General features: G+C 63.2%; 15 protein-coding genes. 11 read left to right on the top strand and 4 right to left on the bottom strand.

Annotated elements, in window-relative coordinates:
- Positions 1 to 183: 183 nt before the first annotated feature.
- The 3 genes from PGC08_RS16550 (at position 184) to PGC08_RS16540 (ending at position 5,133) form a co-directional block, all read left to right on the top strand.
- On the top strand, positions 184 to 2,520 hold the full coding sequence (locus tag PGC08_RS16550) for an HNH endonuclease signature motif containing protein (RefSeq protein WP_271708914.1): 2,337 nt from the start codon (positions 184 to 186) through the stop codon (positions 2,518 to 2,520).
- Between the two features lie 70 nt (positions 2,521 to 2,590).
- Positions 2,591 to 3,682 carry an LLM class flavin-dependent oxidoreductase gene (locus PGC08_RS16545; protein ID WP_009883660.1) on the top strand — a complete coding sequence of 364 codons (1,092 nt, stop codon included), beginning with the start codon at positions 2,591 to 2,593 and terminating at the stop codon, positions 3,680 to 3,682.
- Positions 3,683 to 4,044: 362 nt separating this feature from the next.
- Entirely contained in the window at positions 4,045 to 5,133 is a 1,089-nt protein-coding gene (locus PGC08_RS16540) for a C40 family peptidase (protein WP_009883659.1), read from the top strand.
- A 105-nt stretch (positions 5,134 to 5,238) separates the two neighbouring features.
- On the opposite strand, the gene pepN is transcribed toward PGC08_RS16540, so the two are convergent.
- Entirely contained in the window at positions 5,239 to 8,199 is a 2,961-nt protein-coding gene (pepN, locus tag PGC08_RS16535) for an aminopeptidase N (protein WP_271708913.1), read from the bottom strand.
- 30 nt (positions 8,200 to 8,229) lie between these two features.
- Between pepN and PGC08_RS16530 the strand changes: the two genes are divergently transcribed.
- Entirely contained in the window at positions 8,230 to 9,432 is a 1,203-nt protein-coding gene (locus PGC08_RS16530; RefSeq protein WP_271708912.1) for an FUSC family protein, read from the top strand.
- 39 nt (positions 9,433 to 9,471) lie between these two features.
- On the opposite strand, the gene PGC08_RS16525 is transcribed toward PGC08_RS16530, so the two are convergent.
- The gene (locus PGC08_RS16525; protein ID WP_009883656.1) at positions 9,472 to 10,023 is read right to left on the bottom strand and encodes a helix-turn-helix domain-containing protein; all 552 of its coding nucleotides are present in this window, start codon (positions 10,021 to 10,023) and stop codon (positions 9,472 to 9,474) included.
- 65 nt (positions 10,024 to 10,088) lie between these two features.
- Here PGC08_RS16525 and PGC08_RS16520 point away from each other — a divergent pair, with 65 nt between their 5' ends.
- From PGC08_RS16520 to PGC08_RS16490, 7 genes are all read left to right on the top strand, one after another.
- Positions 10,089 to 10,910 (top strand): AzlC family ABC transporter permease, encoded by an 822-nt coding sequence (locus tag PGC08_RS16520; protein WP_009883655.1) that lies wholly within the window; start codon positions 10,089 to 10,091, stop codon positions 10,908 to 10,910.
- Positions 10,907 to 11,356 carry an AzlD domain-containing protein gene (locus PGC08_RS16515; protein WP_271708911.1) on the top strand — a complete coding sequence of 150 codons (450 nt, stop codon included), beginning with the start codon at positions 10,907 to 10,909 and terminating at the stop codon, positions 11,354 to 11,356. The genes PGC08_RS16520 and PGC08_RS16515 overlap by 4 nt, the downstream gene beginning before the upstream one ends.
- 141 nt (positions 11,357 to 11,497) lie before the next feature.
- Entirely contained in the window at positions 11,498 to 11,827 is a 330-nt protein-coding gene (locus PGC08_RS16510; RefSeq protein WP_069600885.1) for a DUF2516 family protein, read from the top strand.
- A gap of 21 nt (positions 11,828 to 11,848) precedes the next feature.
- Positions 11,849 to 12,664 carry an alpha/beta fold hydrolase gene (locus PGC08_RS16505; RefSeq protein ID WP_009883652.1) on the top strand — a complete coding sequence of 272 codons (816 nt, stop codon included), beginning with the start codon at positions 11,849 to 11,851 and terminating at the stop codon, positions 12,662 to 12,664.
- Positions 12,665 to 12,673: 9 nt separating this feature from the next.
- Entirely contained in the window at positions 12,674 to 14,047 is a 1,374-nt protein-coding gene (locus PGC08_RS16500; RefSeq protein WP_271708910.1) for a glycosyltransferase, read from the top strand.
- Positions 14,048 to 14,081: 34 nt separating this feature from the next.
- The gene (locus PGC08_RS16495) at positions 14,082 to 14,618 is read left to right on the top strand and encodes a YbjN domain-containing protein (RefSeq protein ID WP_009883650.1); all 537 of its coding nucleotides are present in this window, start codon (positions 14,082 to 14,084) and stop codon (positions 14,616 to 14,618) included.
- Positions 14,615 to 14,971, top strand: a complete 357-nt coding sequence (locus PGC08_RS16490) for an iron chaperone (protein WP_069600882.1) — start codon at positions 14,615 to 14,617, stop codon at positions 14,969 to 14,971. The genes PGC08_RS16495 and PGC08_RS16490 overlap by 4 nt, the downstream gene beginning before the upstream one ends.
- Before the next feature lie 3 nt (positions 14,972 to 14,974).
- On the opposite strand, the gene PGC08_RS16485 is transcribed toward PGC08_RS16490, so the two are convergent.
- Entirely contained in the window at positions 14,975 to 15,586 is a 612-nt protein-coding gene (locus tag PGC08_RS16485) for a GNAT family N-acetyltransferase (RefSeq protein ID WP_009883648.1), read from the bottom strand.
- Entirely contained in the window at positions 15,583 to 16,656 is a 1,074-nt protein-coding gene (locus PGC08_RS16480) for a bile acid:sodium symporter family protein (RefSeq protein WP_271708909.1), read from the bottom strand. The genes PGC08_RS16485 and PGC08_RS16480 overlap by 4 nt, the downstream gene beginning before the upstream one ends.
- Positions 16,657 to 16,676 lie beyond the last annotated feature (20 nt).

The following is a 16,676-nucleotide window of genomic DNA, read 5'->3' as shown; positions in this document are numbered from 1 at the left end:
CAACGACGAGTGGTCTGAAATGGGCCGATTCGATATCTGACGAGATCTCAAGTTAGAACTAGATCGAACACCACGGCAATAAGCTTTAAAAAATCGAACAAAACTATAGACACTATGCTAGTGATGCGCGTAAAATTGGAATCAAGCGGACAACAAGGCAGTTGACGAACGGATTTCGAGATCATGACTCTCACCCCCAACCGCAAGCGCGATAAGCAGAACAGGCGTGACGACCCCGCCTCATCTGCTGCGCCCGTTGGCGAGAGCACGGCCGAAGAGAACACCGCTGAAGAGAGCCACGAGACTCGCACGTATCGAGAACTTCTGCGCGAAGCAGGTTTTGACCTCGCTGGTCACCCACTGGCTGATCGCTTCGACGAAGTGGCCACTCCACCCCCAGATGATTTCGAGTTTGCCGATGCCGAGCATCCACTCGAATCCTCCGAGCCGACAGAGAACGACACACTCACAGAACCCGCCGCGCCTGACGAGCCCGGTGCATCCGCGGACTCCACGGAGTCAGTTGAGCCCGGTGCTCCCACCAGCGCTGTCGAGTCATCAGAGGATGAGCTGCGGGAGCGTTGGGTTGGTCGGAACCCGTGGCAGGCGAGTGCTGATGATCCGGATGCGAGAGCCGAACTCAAAAGGCGTGCGGCAGAGATCGACGCCGAAAAAGAAGCGTGGATGCACAGGAAGGACGAGGGGGCCGAGCGCAGTGACGGCGAAGGCGGAACAGGCACCAGCGAAGACGACGACTGGGCAACATCCCTGGATGGCGAAGAAACCCACGGTGAGCCAAAACCTCAGGACGTCCGAGACAGTACAGGACAAGCCGGTGCCATCGGCACCGAGAGTGTGCACGCATCCGACACTGGTCTCGAATCGGAGCATCCTCTTCTGGATAAGCACGCCTGGTCGGACTTGGCGCGCATCGCTCCCGAAGTCGTCAGCAGCATCCAAGGTCTGCAAACACTCGTCGGCGATCTCCATTCGTGCAACCGACCATTGGGCCCTGACGAAGCGATCACAGTGATGGACGGGTTGGAGACCGTCAACCGACTGGTCGAATCACTCTCAGTCGTGACACTTTCCGTGTTCGAGCGAGTGGGAACTCCCCGAGACTACGGTGCAAAGACGACGAAGGCGCTGGTTCAGAATCGTCTCAACCTCTCGGAACGAGAGGCCTACCGGAGATCAGAGTTGGCAGAAAAACTGGGAGACCAGGTCAGTTTCAGCGGCGATCCGATCGCACCGGTGTTTCCCATAGTTTCTGAAGCACTGCAGAAGGGGTTGCTCTCAGCGACCCAGGCCAGCGCGATCATCGGGTGCCTGAGGCACCTTCCGCTTCGGATCGGTCAGGAAGACCGTCTGGAAGCGGAACGAATCTTGGTCGAAAAGGCACACTCGGTGCGTGTGAAGGACATACAGCAGCTATTCAACGAAATTCTCGGATGGCTCGACCCCGATGGTGAACTGCCTGACGAAGCGCCGAGACGTGATGACTTCTCAGTCAGCCTGCGCCAGCGAAAAGACGGAACTTGGGCCCTCAAAGGAGTCCTGGACGCAGTCACTGGCGGAATCATGAGCGGACACCTCACCTCGCGCATCAAAGTCGACGGCGAAGCGACCTCAGCAACGGCTCAGCAGAGCGAAGCTGGCACAGGTGCGGACGCGGATACGGACGCAGCCGCAGCGGACGCCACTACCTCAGCGGAAGCCATTTCGGCAGCAGATCAGGAAGTGGTCGACGTATACGCTCAAGTGCTGCACGGTGATCGTGCGGACGCGCTTGACCCTTCTCTGGAATTCGGTTTCGACAACCAAACCGCTGACGGGCTGGGAGATTCAGAGACAGCAGGCGGCGCCGGCTCCGGTGACGTACCGCGTGGATATGGCGTGAGAGAAGACGGCTCCACTGTGGCGATGGCCGGCCGACAGCCGAGCGTGAAGAACAGGATCTACGAACGATTCGCGACAATGATCGGCCGAATCGAAATGAAACGAGTGATGGCGGGTGCGCCCTTCGCGCTCGTGGTCACAGCGAAAGCCGAGGACCTCGCAAAGCAGTCCGGTCGCGCAGCCACCGACGCAGAAGCACCCTTTCCGATGCAGACGGCCTCCTATGAAGGGCTGAACGGTTCGGTGTTCTTCCACCTCATGAGTGAGAAGACGAAGAGCATGGAACTTGCGACAGAACGACGATTCGCCACCTCGAAGCAGTTGGCAATCATTTCCAGCAGAGACCAGGGCTGTACATTTCCCGGTTGCGACACTCCACCTGGGTGGTGCGACGCTCACCATATAGTTCCGTGGTCGCAAGAGGGTAAGACCGATGTCAATAATCTGACACTGGCATGCGGGTCGCACCACCATCTGATCGACGAATCGGACTGGCACACCATAATGCTGAAGGACGGACGCCCTGCATGGGTGCCACCAGCATCGATTGATCCAGCCAGAACCCCGATTCTGCACGCACGGTTCATCGCGAAAGAGATCACAGATACTCTCTTCGATTAGTGCGGTTTGCTTGATGCAGGGGAGCGGTGTGCCGTAGGTCCTGCGGGCAAAGCGGAATGAACCCGATGAGGTGGCTGTTGCCATCAGCATGGAGCTTTCTATTCTTGACCTCGTGCCGGTCCGTGTCGGACAGAGCACCTCAGATTCTTTTGCAGCCTCCCACGAGCTGGTTCAGTCCGCGGACAAACTGGGCTTCACCCGCTATTGGGTTGCCGAACACCACAACATGCCATCGATCGCCTCAACGATGCCGGGCGCCGAGCTCATGTACCTCGGGCAGGGAACCGAACGCATCCGCCTCGGATCCGGCGGTGTGATGCTGCCCAACCACGCTCCGCTGGCAGTCGCTGAACTCTTCTCGCTCCTCTCTGCGGTCTACGGTGACCGCATCGATCTGGGCATAGGTCGGGCCCCAGGCACAGACCCGATCACCTCCGCAGCGATGAGGGGCCACCTCGGCGAAGGACGCATGGTTGATCGGGAAGGAAACACGGTCGACCCCGTCGAACAATTCCCCCAGCACGTCATCGACACACTGAGCCTGATGAAACCCGAAGGGCTGCGCATTCCACTCCACGGTGGCCGCGAGCACGTCCTACACGCGACACCCGCTGCGGTACCGGGAACACAGCCGCTGCCATGGCTGCTCGGGTCATCCGGCTACTCGGCCCGACTGGCCGCACAGCTCGGCATGCCCTACGTCTTCGCCAATCACTTCGCCGCAGGTGCCACCACCGGGATGAAGATCTACCGTGACAACTTCACTCCAGGTGCATACGGCGACAAACCGCAGACGTTCGTCACCGTCAACGCCGTGGTCTCGCCGACCGAGGAAGAGGCACAGCTGCGTTCGGAGCCTTTCCTGCTGCAGATGTCTCGCCTGCGGACCGGTGGGCGAATGGAGCCCTTGCGGCTGGCCGGCGACGACGTGCGCTCGGTCAGGACCGAACAGGAGCGCATGGTCGGCGAAGATATGTCCGAGAACTGGATCATCGGCGACGCTGCATCTGCCAAGGCCCAGCTTGAAGAACTTGCCAGCCGGTTCGAGGTCGACGAGATCATGATCCAGCCCGTTGCAGGAGCGATGGAAGGCGAAGACCTCCGTCAAGACGCCGCTCGAATTCAATCGCTCGAGCTGTTGGCGGCCGAGTTCCTCAACTGAGAGACAGCAAAGTGAGCTGAGCTCAACACCATCATGATGAGCTGAAGGCAGCGACTCGATCTGAGGACGCCGCCTTCAGCTCATTGTGCTTGTTGGAAGTCTCATCTCTGTATCGATTCGGACAAGTGCACTTCTTTTCAAGCTGGCATCGCGATATCCTGCCACAGTGTCGACGTTGCCGTTCGCTTCCGAGCGGGCAGTAATATTGGCACTGTGCGGCGCTTCGATGCGCATGGGTTCGATCGATGTCGACCACAGATTTCGATACCGGTCGGTGCCATGGGCTGCGGAGCACGCATACCGAATGACCTTCGGAGACTTCCCCCACGCGGGAGTGACACCCGCAGACCGAAAGAGAAATAATGCGTACCAAAATTGCTGTTTCGGCGGCACTTGGGCTCGGACTGGTATTTGGCGCAGGAGCTCCTGCGCTGTCGAGCAACCTGACGTCGACCGATGAAGAATCCGCGACCGATTTGGAAGCTGCAGTCGTCCCGGGCCAAGAGCTTGAGCGGGTCACTGACGGCAAGATCGAAAAGGGCGAAACAGCCTACGTCGATGTCACTGTCGCAACTCTGTGGACCGATGCGAAAGCACCCCGTAAGGTCGACAAGCCTGCCCTGGGACATCCTGTCGACCTCGACAAGTGGAACAAGAATCTCAAGGACGCCGAGGTGCGGCGCGGCTTGACCGGCAAAGTCGAGACCCAGGCCGCCTACGGTTCCGAAGTCACTGTCCTCAAAACCAAGGGTGCTTGGGCCCAGGTCGCGGTCAAAGACCAGTCGACCTCCAAGAACAAGAAGGGGTACCCCGGCTGGGTGCCGAAGAAGCAGCTGGTGGAAAACGATCGGTTCGGCGATTTGAAGGACGACCAGCCTCGTGCGGTCGTCACCAAGAAGAAGAGTGAACTCGAAGGCATCGAGTTCACCAAGGACACCGGTGCAGAGATCACCTTCAACGTCGACCTTCCTCTCATCGCTCAAGACGTCGACGATGTGCGCGTGGCGCTCCCAGGCGGCGGCGCAGCGTGGATCGACGTCAGCGATGTTGACGTCTACGACACCGACGGCAAACCGGAGAAGCCCAGCGGCGATGACCTCGTCGAGACCGCGAAGAAGTTCGACGGGCTGCGCTACCTGTGGGCCGGCGTCTCGCCCTATGGCTTCGACTGCTCAGGCTTCACGTACAGCATCTACCGAGCACACGGCATCGACATCCCCCGCGACTCGGGTGAGCAGGCGACAACCGGAAAGAAGGTCGCCGAGGGTGACCTCAAGGCCGGCGACCTGCTGTTCTTCTCGACCAGCTCGGGAACCGTCCACCACGTCGGAATGTACGTCGGCGACGGCAAGATGATTCATTCGCCCAACGCGTCGAAAGACGTCTACGTCACCGACTGGAAGTCGTGGGACACCGGCAATGAGTTCTCCGGAGCTCGCCGAATCATCTGAGCCTGAAGCTGAGCTATGAACACAAAGCGAAGGCCGATTCCCCGTTTCATTCGGGGAATCGGCCTTCGCGCTTGTTGTCCTGAATCAGACCAGGTCAGAGCACTGTCAGTGGCGTGAACTCTGGGTCGACTTGAGGTAGATCGCCCGAGCGAGATCGTCGCGTCGTTCGATGAGCAGGCGACGAAGCGCTGCTGGGGCGTCGCCGTGTTCTGCCAGCCAGGCATCGGTCTTCTCGACCACCCTCTCTTCGTCAATAGACCAGCGAGGGTAGAGGCCAAGCACGAGGCGCCGGGCGATCTCGATCGAATTATCGGACCAGAACGTCGCAAGCAGCGAGAAGTACTCATCGACGTAGTTTTCAATGAGCGGCATCGATGTGGGTGCCACGAAGCCGGAGATGATTGCTGAGAGCACGTCGTTGCTCAGCGCGGCCGCTTCGTTGATGACCTCCCAGGCGCGGATCTTCACGATCGGCAAAGGCATGGCGGCGCTGGCGGTCTCCGCATGGAGGCGACCCGATGAGCTGGGATCAGACTGGTTCTCTCGGGCGATGTCGGTCTGGTCAGCCCATCCCAGACACACGAGTGCAGTCAGTGCATTCCAGCGCAGGGCATGATCGTTGATCAGGCCCCTGAACGGCATTGACGCCGCCGCGTGGTCCGGAGCAGCAGATCCAGCACCACCAGATCCAGCATCGGCAGACTCAGCTCCAGCAGTTCCAGCCTCACTCTGGCTCGTGCCGTTGGGAGTGGTTCTCTGCTCAGCGGGTGCACCCGGGGTGAGGCGATCGATCTCCTCGCCGACGGGCACTGCGAGGATCTGCGACGCGAAGCTGCGGCCCATCGCGATCGCGGCACTCCCCTCGAAGCAGCGCGCAGTGCGAGACGTGAGAGCGAGAACCAGATTCGCCAGATGCAGCTGAGCATCCGAGCCGGCGCGTGCCGTGGCCAACGCGTCGAGTGCAGCACCCAGCAAGCCTGAGATTGCGGTCTCGAAGTTCCTCTCCGAAACCCACTGATCCAGACAGGTCAGGGCCGTCTGGCTCAACCCAGCCATGATGCCGGCATGGCTCTCCTTGCCCAGGCTTCGGGCATAGGCCGTGAGGTATCGCTGCACGGGGAGGAGGCCGTCGCGAACGGCGTTGTCCAAGGCCGACCAGACCAGCGCCCGCGAAAGCGGATCGGCGATCCGGGACACCGACCTGATCGCGGCCTCCGTCGAGGCCTGATCCAAGCGCACGCGCGCATAGTCGTGATCGGCATAGTTCACCAGCGTGATATCGCCGAGGGTGCGCCCAACGAGCTGCTCCACCTCGGCGGATTCAGTGGAGAAGTCGAAGGAGAAGGTGTCAAGGGGGACCAGCTTGCGTCCCGAGCGCCCCAGCGTGGCGATTTCGAGCGTGTGCGGGCGCAGCAGTTCGGCCCCACGAGCCGAATCGGCCTGTGTGATCTTCGCACTGGTGATGTTCTCCCGTCCGGAGCGCTTTGCGGATGCCGCGGCACCGCCGGGACTGCCAGCACCACCGGCACTGCCAGCACCACCGGCACTGCCAGCACCACCGGCACTGCCACTGCCACTGCCACTGGCGCTGCCGCTCACATACGTACCGGTGCTCGCTTTGCTCCGCACCGCTTCGGAGCTCCCAGTCGTCAGCTCCAGGGACAGCTCTGATACTCCTGAGGTACCCAACCATGCGCTGGCCCAGGTGGCGATGTCCCGGTCAGGGGCCACCTCGGCGAGGCATTCGAGGAAGTCGGCAAGCTCGGTATTGCGGAAGTCGAAGCGCTTGAAGTAGAGACGCGAACCGGCGAAGAACGCCTCCCGACCGACGAAGGCGACGAGCTGCTTGAGGACGGAGGCGCCCTTGGCATACGTGATGCCGTCGAAGTTGAGCTTTGCGGCCTCGACGTCGGGAATGTCGGCGACGATCGGGTGCGTGGTCGGGTACAGATCCTGTGTGTACGCCCACGCCTTCCGACGCAGCGCGAAGGTCACCCAGCCGTCGGTGAAGCGGGTCGCCTCGGCCAGCGCCAGCCCGCCCATGTAGTCGGCGAAGGACTCCTTGAGCCACAGATCGTCCCACCACTTCATGGTCACCAGGTCGCCGAACCACATGTGCGCCATCTCGTGGAGGATGACGTTGGCCCGCGACTCGTAGTTCGCGTCGGTGACCTTGTCCCGGAAGATCAGGCTGTCGGTGAACGTGACCAGGCCCGGATTCTCCATGGCGCCGAGGTTGTACTCCGGAACGAAGATCTGGTCGTACTTGCCCCACGGGTAGGGGTAGTCGAATTCGGAACTGAAGAAGTCCAGCCCGGCCTTCGTGATCGAGAAGATGTCGGAGGCATCGAGATGGTCGACGAGGCTGGCGCGCGTCCATGCACCCAGCGCGATGGTCTCGCCCGTCGTGGGGTCCGTCCACTCATCCGTCGCACCTTCATAGGGGCCCGCCGTGATGCAGGTGATGTAACTCGACTGCCGCAGCGTCGGAGCGAAATGGTGAGTGATCGCGGGGGAGTCCGAGTCGACCGGCTCCTGGCTCTTCTCCTGGCTCGGCCCGCGACTCGTCTCGGGCCGGTTCGAGAGAACCTGGAAGTGCTCGGGAGCCGTCACATTGAAGATGAACTCGGCCTTGAGGTCCGGCTGGTCGAAGTTCGCGAACACGCGGCGGGCATCGGTCGGTTCGTACTGGGTGTAGAGATAGACCTTGCCGTCGGCAGGGTCGGTGAAGCGGTGCAGCCCCTCGCCCGAGGTGGAGTAGTAGGCCTGCGCCTCGATCGTCAGGATGTTCTTCCCCGTGCGGATGGGCACTCCCACGCGCGCGCCGTCGAACACCTCGGCGGGGTCGAGGATCTCATCATTGATCTCGGCGAATGTGACCGTATCTGCGATCAGGTCGATGAATGTGCGGCACTCGGTTCGGGCGGTGAACTCGACGACGGTACGGGAGAGGTACGTCGGAGCTCCGGTCTCAGCATTGCTGACGTCGATGTCGACGGTGTAAGTCGAGACATCGAGCACTTGAGTGCGGCTCTGCGCTTCATCTCGGGTCAGGTTGGTTGTCATTCATAGCCTCCTCGGCGCACAGACTTTAGCATGTCACAATTCCGGTACGCTGGGTACAGCGAAGGCGAGCACGAAGGGAGTCTGATGGCGAAGTCCGAGGTCAGAGAACTGCCCCAGCGCGCCTTCAACACTCTGGTGCATCGCTCTCGGATGGGTCTCAAGCGTGTACAGGCCAACGCAGGGCAGCTGATCCAGATCCCGATCGCAGCCACCGCCGCCTACGCATTCTGTGTCTATGTGCTCGGCCACCCCTATCCGTTCCTGGCGGCCGTCGCCTCTGCCGTCGGCATCGGTCCAGTCGCGGATCGTCGTCTGCGGCGGGCCATGGAGATCGGCTTCGGTGCGACCTTCGGCGTGCTCGTCGGTGAGCTCCTCGTCAGCGTCTACGGCACCGGGATCTGGCAGCTCACGGTGACCCTGGCCATCGGTCTCTTCATCGGCACGATGCTCAATTCCGGCGGCATCTTCATCACTCAGATCGCCGTTCAGTCCGTCTACGTCGTCGTGGTTCCCGCCACAGCCGCGACCCTGCCGTTCCCGCGCACCCTCGATGCCCTCACCGGCTCGGTGTGCGCAATCCTCCTTGCCCTGATCCTCCCGCGCGATGCCCGCAAGGTCCCGCGCGGTCTGGCCGCGAGCATGCTCGACGAGATCAGTGCAATCCTCCAGATGATGTCTAGGGCACTGCAGGACTCCGACGTCGCGCTGGCCAAGCGGGCGCTGACCCGGGCCCGTGAGACTCAGGACATCATCGACTCCTGGGGCTCGTCGCTCAAGATCTCGAAGGAAGCGGCGAAGATCAACGCCAGAGGCAGGCGTCATGCCGCCGAGGTGACCAGGCTGTCCCGTGCTCACACCCATTCCGATCGCGCCATGAGGACCATTCGAGTCATCGCGCGCCGAGTCGTGGGCATCACCGAATTCGGAATCGAGAAGCCGATCATCGCCGGCTATGTGGGCTCGCTGTCGGAAGGATCGAAGAAGCTCGAGGTCGCACTGCGCCGAGGCACTGATCGGGCTCTGGCGGAAGCGGCGCTGGCCGAGGCTGCCTCCAGTCTGGACCCACGCGCAGAGGCGAGCTGGGACATCCACGACGAGTCCCTTGTGCTGCTGCTGCGCCCGGTCGCTGTCGACCTCCTCGAAGCCTGCGGGCTGACCAACGACGCCGCCCAGAGTCGCCTCCCATCATTGAGCGAAGACACGCGAGACACGGACGAACCGCCTGCGGAGTGAGCCTCGAACGACTGGAGTGATTCCAGAGCTCAGCGGCTCTCAGCGGCTCTCGACGATGAACACCACAGTGGTCTCAGGCTTGAGTGCCGTGAACTTGTGCGGCTGGTCGCCGGGGTAGGTGAGATAGTCGCCGACGTGCAGCTCGTAGGAGTTCCCGAGCACCTCGATGCGAGCCGCGCCCTGCCCGAGGATCACATGCTCCACGGTGCCGATCGGGTGGGGCTGTGAGTCTCGAGGCTGGCCCGGTTCGGCCTGAATGAAATAGACATCGCGTCGGGCGTTGGCCGGAGATGCCGAGAGCAGAGTCGCCGCGTAGTTCGCAGTGTTCGACGGCAGGCTGGGCAGGTCCTTGGCATGGACGAGGGCAACCTCATGCTGCGGAGGATCGAGCAGTCTGGCCAAGGGGATGTCGAGCGCTGCCGCCAGGGCCCACATCGTCTCGACGCTGGGGTTGCCGGTGCCCGCCTCGAGCCCGGACATGGTCGACTTCCCGATCCCCGCCCGGCGCGCGACTTCGGAGAGTGAGAGGTCGGCCCGCAGTCGCTCGCGCTTGATGGCGGCTGCGATCTGTTCGCGTGGTTGAGAGCTCATGGGTTCACTATAGCGACAGGGCGTTCTGGTTGACGAACGAGAAGCCAATGTGCAGTATATAGAACATGAGTTCTGTATTTCGCACGATCGATCGGGTACTTCCGGGCTCGACCTATCGTGATGTCGCGATCGTCACGATCACGATCACCGCCGTCGCCCTGTCCTACGGGGCCATCTCCGCGGTATCCGGATTCCCCTGGTGGCAGACGCTGCTGCTGGCAATGTTCGCTCTCGGTGGCGCCGCCGAGTTCACCTTCGTCGGAGTGATCGCTGCAGGCGGCGCCCCGATACTGGCGGTGCTGGCAGGGCTGCTGGTCAACTCACGGAACTTCGCATTCGGCGTGGCAGTCGGACCGTTCTTTCCGCAGGACTGGCGCGCGCTCATCGCCGCGCACTGGATCAATGACGAATCGATCGCCGTATCGCGAACGGTCAACTCCGACCGAGCTCGGTGGCACGCCTTCCTGCTCATGGGGGCTGCCATCGCGCTGATGTGGCCGAGCGGGGCCATGGTCGGGCAGTGGCTCGGCAATGTCATCGATGCCGATCTCCTCGGCCTCGACGCGGCCTTCCCGATCATCCTCTTCTGCCTCATCCGCGGCGATCTGAAGAACAAGTCGACACTGACGCTGACGGTCGCAGGCATCCTCGTCGCCGTCCTCCTGACGCCGATCCTGCCGCTCGGGCTCGGGGCCGTGACTTCTCTGTCTGTATTCGTGTTCGTGGCCGCCGGGTGGCTGATCCGAACCGCCATCAGGAAGCGCCGAGGTGACTCCTCCCCGAGCGCCGCAGGTGAAGAACCAGCCCCAAGCCCTGCAGGTCAAGAACCACCCCAGGTTGATCGCGACGGTGTCGCTGGGCCCAACTCTCGGGAGGGGCGTCGATGAGCCCGGTCAGCTTCCTCATTGCGCTCGCCGCGCTGAGCATCGGAACCTACGCAATGCGCTTCGCCGGTGTGAAGCTCGGTGCGGCCATCGCCACCAAGGGCAGGCGTCGACAGCTCACGACCACCTCGGCGGGGGCGGGTGACACCGGACCGGACACCTCAGCGCCGGATGGCCCTGCGGGGGAGGGCCCGGGTGACGCTGCGACAGAGCAGGAGGGCGACGCGACGGCGACGGTGACGAAGTGGATGGATCGGGCGACGGTCGTTCTCATCGGTGCTGTCTTCGCCACGACGGCGATCTTCGATGGCCAGGATCTCGCGGATCCCGCACGGCTCATCGGCGTCGGGGTGGGAGTCCTCGCCTCGATCCTGCGGGTGCCGATGCTCATCTGCGTGCTGGTGGGCATGGCGGTGTGCGCGGGCATCCGCCTGACCGGAATCCTGTGAGTCCCTGTCCAGCGCAGCCGAGTCCAACCCAGTGCCGGAGGCGGCCCGGTTCATGTGCGGAGGGTGACTCGTCGGTGGGGATTCGCCCAGGATCCATGCCGACGCAGTGCCGGCGACGACTGTGATTGCTAGGGTGGATGCATGGAAATAATTGCTGGCTTTCAGCAGATCATCTTTCTCGCCTTGTCTGTCGCCGCCTTCGGCCTCCAGCTGTGGGCGTTCATCGACTGCCTCCGCTACAAGGACGAGAACTACCGCGCCGTCGACAAGCAGAGCAAGAAGTTCTGGGTCATCCTCCTCGGCGTTGGTCTCGCGCTCGCGCTCATCGCACTGCCGCCGATGGGAATGCGCATCATCTTCCTCAACCTCATCGCTCTCGTCGCAGGCATCGTCTACCTCACCGACGTCCGCCCGAAGATCAAGGCCATCGACCCGCGCAATCGCAAACAGACTCGGAAGAACTGGCGCTGAGCCGGCGACGAGCACGCATCGATGACACAGGACCTCAACCTCCCGGGCCCCGAAACCGACTTCATCGCCACCTTCGGCAACGGTGAGCCCCACACACTGTTCGGCCACGGATTCGCCGGCGCGATCCGCGACACCCGACCATTCGGCACCGGCATCACCGGAACCAAGCACTTCCTTCACCTCCCCGGCCACGGCGGCCGCCCATCACCGGGTCCAGGGTGGAACTACGGCCAAATCGCCGAGGTGCTGGCGCAGGCACTGACATCCACCTCGGCGACTCAGGCCCTCGGGGTCTCGATGTCCGCCGGTGGGCTTCTCCGGCTGCTGAGCACGGGCCATCCGGTGACCCAGAACCTGGAGAAGGTCGCCCTCGTGCTCCCGGCCTCATTCACCGGATTCTCCGCCGAGGTGGCCGAGACCAACCGTGCTCACCTGGAGAAACTGCGCGAGCTGTCCGCCGCCGGTGACGTCGAATCCATCACCGACCTCATGCTCTCGCGAGAGCCCGCCGAGGTGGCCGAGCTCCTGCCGGCCCGCGCCTGGACAAAGACGAAGGCCGAGAACCTCGTGAACACAGACATGTCGGACGGGCTCGGCCTGGCGCTCGAGATCGCCGTCGACGCGAGCTCGGGCGACGATCCGCTGGGCACTCTGGCGCGTTTCCCCGGGGAGGTGCTCGTGCTCACCCACGACGATGACCCTGCACATCCGGTCGAGGTCGCCGAGGCGGTTGTTGCCGCGATTCCCGACTCCCGTCTGGAAGTCCTGCCGGCGGGTTCGATCCTGTGGCGTGGTCGCCACGAAGTTCGCCGGATCCTCGGCGAGTTCTTTGGCTAAACTGGCACCGTGCGCATCTCCGTTCTCTCCCTCCACACCTCGCCCGCGGCTCAGCCGGGCCAGGGCGATGCCGGTGGCATGAACGTCTACGTCGACCAGTCGGTGCGCGCCCTGGCGGCCGCCGGCCACATCGTCGACGTCTTCACTGCTGACCCGAGCGGCATCGATGGGCTGGGGAACAGCGGGAACCAGGACAGCTTCGACGAGGTCGAGGATATCGACGGTTGCCTCGACACACTCCAGATCGCTGAGAACGTCCGTCTTCATCAGCTGCCGATCGAGGCTGCGAGCAAGGACGAGCTTGCCGACGCCATCGACGAACTTTCGCTGCTCCTCCTCGCTCAGCCGACCTTCACCTCGGCGGATCTGATCTGGGCCCACTATTGGATCTCCGCCGAGGCAGCCCTGCGCGCCCAGGAACTGCGCGCCCAAGACCTGCACGCCAAGGACCTCGGCTCCGGTGAGCGTCCGCGGATCGTCGTGAGCATGCACACGATCGGCGCGGTCAAGAACCGCGACTCTGAAACCAGCCACGAGCGACCTCAACGTCTTGAGGCAGAGGAGAGGATCGCCTCGGCGGTGGACCTGCTTGTGGCCAACACTCCGGCAGAGCGTCGCGACCTCATCCACGAACTCGGCGCCGATGCGGAGTCCGTCGTGGTGGCCAGACCTGGCGTCGATCACGAACTGTTCTCCCCCGGAGATCGTGCCGAAGCCAGAACCCACCTGGGCCTCGACCCGGACGAATTCATCGTCCTCTATGTGGGGCGCATGCAGTTCATCAAGGGCACTGATATCGTCGTCGACGCGATCTCGGGGCTGCGCGAGAACAACCCGCACCTGGCCGCGCGGACACGAGGGATCCTCCTCGGCGCAGTCTCGGGCCAGGAGGCTCCGACCGGATCCACGCCCTACCTGCGCACGCTGAATACCGCGATCGCCGCCGAACCCAGCGTCGAGGTGCGACGCCCTGTTCCGGCACACGAGCTCGTCACCTACTACCGTGCCGCGGACGTTCTCCTCGTCCCCTCGCGCAGCGAATCATTCGGACTGGTCGCCGCCGAGGCCTCAGTATCGGGACTGCCCGCCATCGCCTCGGCGGTGGGAGGTCTGCCCGACATCGTCGAACACGAATACTCCGGTGTCCTCATCGCCGACCACAACCCCAGGCACTGGGCGATGGCGCTTGAGCGGATGCTCCTCGATGACGATGTGCGCAGCGAGCTCGCCGCCCACGCCGCCGAGCGCTCGGCTCGATTCGACTGGGCTGCCACGGCAGCGGCGGTGCTCGGAGCACTCGAGGTGCCGGACCAGGTGCTGCACACAACCATGACGACCGTTGAAGAGCCGGCCCCGGCGAGTCTCGTCGGGCGCACTTGCTGAGCCGGTCGTTGAGTCGCAGACGGAAGGACACGAGATGACGAGCGACACTGAATCGACGAACGACACCGAGACGATCTTGGCCGGGGTGAGGCAATGGGCCCACGAGAACGAGGTCGAGGTCGACGCCGTTGAAGACTCACAGATCGCCGTGGTCCTGCCCGGGGAGAAGAAGCTGAAGACGACCGTGTCGATCACGATCGCAGCGCGAACGGTGCAGCTGCAGGCGTTCGTCATTCGTCATCCGGACGAGAACTCCGAGGAGTTCAACCGGTGGCTGCTGATGAAGAACCTGAAGCCGGGGCCCGTGTCCTTCGGCATCGATGCTCTCGGCGACGTCTACCTGGGAGCCAGTGTCCCCCGGGACCGACTGCTGGGGGAGCTCGACTCGCTGCTCGGAGCGATCCTGGCGACCGCCGACTCCTCATTCAACGAGCTCCTGCTCATCGGCTTCCGCACCGGAATGAAGAAGGAATGGGCATGGCGGATCAGTCGCGGGGAGTCGACGCGCAATCTCGCTGCCTTCGCAGACGTCCTCAGCGGGGACGACAATGAATTCCTGGAGCAGACATGAACGTCGACGACTACATCGCCGGGTGCGACGATGAGTACAAGAGAGGCTTTCTGGCCCGCCTCCGTGACCTCAGCCGCAGTGCTGCGCCCACCGCGGAGGAGGGCACCAAATGGGGGAACCCTGCCTATTCGCTGGACACGATCCTCTTCGCATTCGCCGGCTATGCCAAACACGCGAACTTCGTGTTCACCCCCAGCACCAAAGAGGCCTTCGCCGATCAGCTCGGCGACTTCGACACCGGAAAAGGGTCGATCAAGCTCTATTACGATCGTGAGATCCCCACCGACCTGTTGTCGCAGATGATCGCTCACCGCATCCACGAGGCCGAGGTCGACGGCGTGAAGTGGATGTGAGCCTCAGCTCAGATCCAGTTTGAGTCCTTCGTGACTGGCTTCGTAGCCGAGACGAGCATAGAACCGCTGCGCATCCGCACGCGATTTGTCGGTCGTCAGCTGAGCCAGCGAGGCCCCGAATCGACGTCCGCAGTCATGGGCCCAGTCGAAGACGGCAGTGCCCAGACCAAGCCCCTGCGCGGCCGGGCCGATCCTCACTGCTTCGATCTGCAGCCGTGTCGAACCTCGCCGTGACAGGCTCGGGATCAAGGTCAGCTGCAGAGTGCCCACGAGAGCAGTCGACGCCGTTCGCGAAGGCTGTGACTGTCCGTCCGCGCGAGGTTCCGCGGCACTGTCGGCGCTGTCGGTGACCTCGGAACTGTCGGTGACCTCGTCGACTGCGACCAGAAGCTGATTGGGGTCGGAGTCGATGAGACCGAAGGCGTGCTGGTAGCCGGCAGCCTCATTGGACCCCGACCCCTCGCGACCGGCTCCGAGAGCGTCATCGCGAAGCAGAGACACCAACTGTGGCACGTCTGTTTCGGTCGCGCGACGAACCAGGAACTTCCTGTCCGCGAGGGAGATCGTCTCCTCGACGAAAGCGGAGAAGCCCGCCGGAGTCGCAGACTCGGTCATCGCACTGACTCTTGTGCGCGAGCGTCCTGAGCGAGCTGCTCACGCGGCGGTTTGGAGTAGGGCCGACGTGCGAACAGCGAGGCCAGGAGTGCGCCGGAGACGTTGTGCCAGACGCTGAACACGGCTCCGGGGAGTGCGGCCAAGGGGGAGAAGTACGTGGTGGCCAGGGTCGAGGCGAGACCGGAGTTCTGCAGGCCGACCTCGAAGGACAGGGCGCGTCTGGTCGGTGTATCGAGGCGGCAGGCGGCCGCGACACCGTAGCCGATGCCCAGTCCCAGAACGTTGTGGGTGATGACGGCGAGGAGGACGAGGAGTCCGGCCGAGGCGATGGAATCGGCGGATCCGGCGACGACGATGGCGACGATGTAGGCGACGGCGACCGATGCCAGCCACGGCAGCACGGGTGAGATCTTATCGACGAGCTTCGAGGCCACGACCCGCACTAGGACGCCGACGATGACGGGCACGAGAACTGTCTGGCAGATCGAGACGAGCATCGACCAGAAGGGCACATCCATATAGGAGCCGGCCAGCCACAGGGTCAGCAGGGGAGTCAGCACCGGAGCGAGCAGGGTTGAGAGCGTCGTGATCGACACGGACAGTGCGGTGTCGCCCTTGGCCAGATAGGTCACCACGTTCGATGCAGTGCCGCCGGGTGCACAGCCGACGAGGATGACGCCGACGGCGATCTCGGCCGGAAGGTTGAACAGGGTGACGACGAGGAGGCCGAGCAGTGGCATGGCGATGAACTGCGTGACGACGCCGAGGGCGGCGATCCACGGTTTCTTGGCGATGCGGGCGAAGTCCGGCAGGGTCAGGGTCAGCCCCATGAAGAACATGACGACGCCGAGGCTCCACGTGATGGTGGGTGCCAGGGGCGTGAACGTGTCGGGGGTGAGGAATCCGAGGACTCCCGCGATGACGACGAGGACCGGCAGCGCTGTGACGGCGATGATCGAACTGCGATCAGCTTTCGGCTGCTGGGCGGGAGACGGCGATGTCTGCCCGGAGTGTGAGTGCGGGTTCGGGGTCTGCGGTGACCCTGCTGGCGGCGTGGATGAGTCGGACATGAGCTCAGGCTAGCCGTGCA

It is taken from the genome of Brevibacterium sp. BDJS002 (genome assembly GCF_028201555.1).
Classification (GTDB): domain Bacteria; phylum Actinomycetota; class Actinomycetes; order Actinomycetales; family Brevibacteriaceae; genus Brevibacterium; species Brevibacterium aurantiacum.
This window is presented reverse-complemented; position numbering and strand designations above follow the sequence as displayed.

What these genes read in the sequence shown, in the direction of transcription:
- PGC08_RS16495 (WP_009883650.1), top strand. Translation starts at nt 14,082, where the DNA reads ATGACGAGCGACACTGAATCGACGAACGACACCGAGACGATCTTGGCC.
- PGC08_RS16540 (WP_009883659.1), top strand. Translation starts at nt 4,045, where the DNA reads ATGCGTACCAAAATTGCTGTTTCGGCGGCACTTGGGCTCGGACTGGTA.
- PGC08_RS16530 (WP_271708912.1), top strand. Translation starts at nt 8,230, where the DNA reads ATGTCACAATTCCGGTACGCTGGGTACAGCGAAGGCGAGCACGAAGGG.
- PGC08_RS16515 (WP_271708911.1), top strand. Translation starts at nt 10,907, where the DNA reads ATGAGCCCGGTCAGCTTCCTCATTGCGCTCGCCGCGCTGAGCATCGGA.
- PGC08_RS16505 (WP_009883652.1), top strand. Translation starts at nt 11,849, where the DNA reads ATGACACAGGACCTCAACCTCCCGGGCCCCGAAACCGACTTCATCGCC.
- PGC08_RS16480 (WP_271708909.1), bottom strand. Translation starts at nt 16,656, where the DNA reads ATGTCCGACTCATCCACGCCGCCAGCAGGGTCACCGCAGACCCCGAAC.
- PGC08_RS16485 (WP_009883648.1), bottom strand. Translation starts at nt 15,586, where the DNA reads ATGACCGAGTCTGCGACTCCGGCGGGCTTCTCCGCTTTCGTCGAGGAG.
- PGC08_RS16490 (WP_069600882.1), top strand. Translation starts at nt 14,615, where the DNA reads ATGAACGTCGACGACTACATCGCCGGGTGCGACGATGAGTACAAGAGA.
- PGC08_RS16525 (WP_009883656.1), bottom strand. Translation starts at nt 10,023, where the DNA reads ATGAGCTCTCAACCACGCGAACAGATCGCAGCCGCCATCAAGCGCGAG.
- PGC08_RS16550 (WP_271708914.1), top strand. Translation starts at nt 184, where the DNA reads ATGACTCTCACCCCCAACCGCAAGCGCGATAAGCAGAACAGGCGTGAC.
- PGC08_RS16520 (WP_009883655.1), top strand. Translation starts at nt 10,089, where the DNA reads ATGAGTTCTGTATTTCGCACGATCGATCGGGTACTTCCGGGCTCGACC.
- PGC08_RS16510 (WP_069600885.1), top strand. Translation starts at nt 11,498, where the DNA reads ATGGAAATAATTGCTGGCTTTCAGCAGATCATCTTTCTCGCCTTGTCT.
- pepN (WP_271708913.1), bottom strand. Translation starts at nt 8,199, where the DNA reads ATGACAACCAACCTGACCCGAGATGAAGCGCAGAGCCGCACTCAAGTG.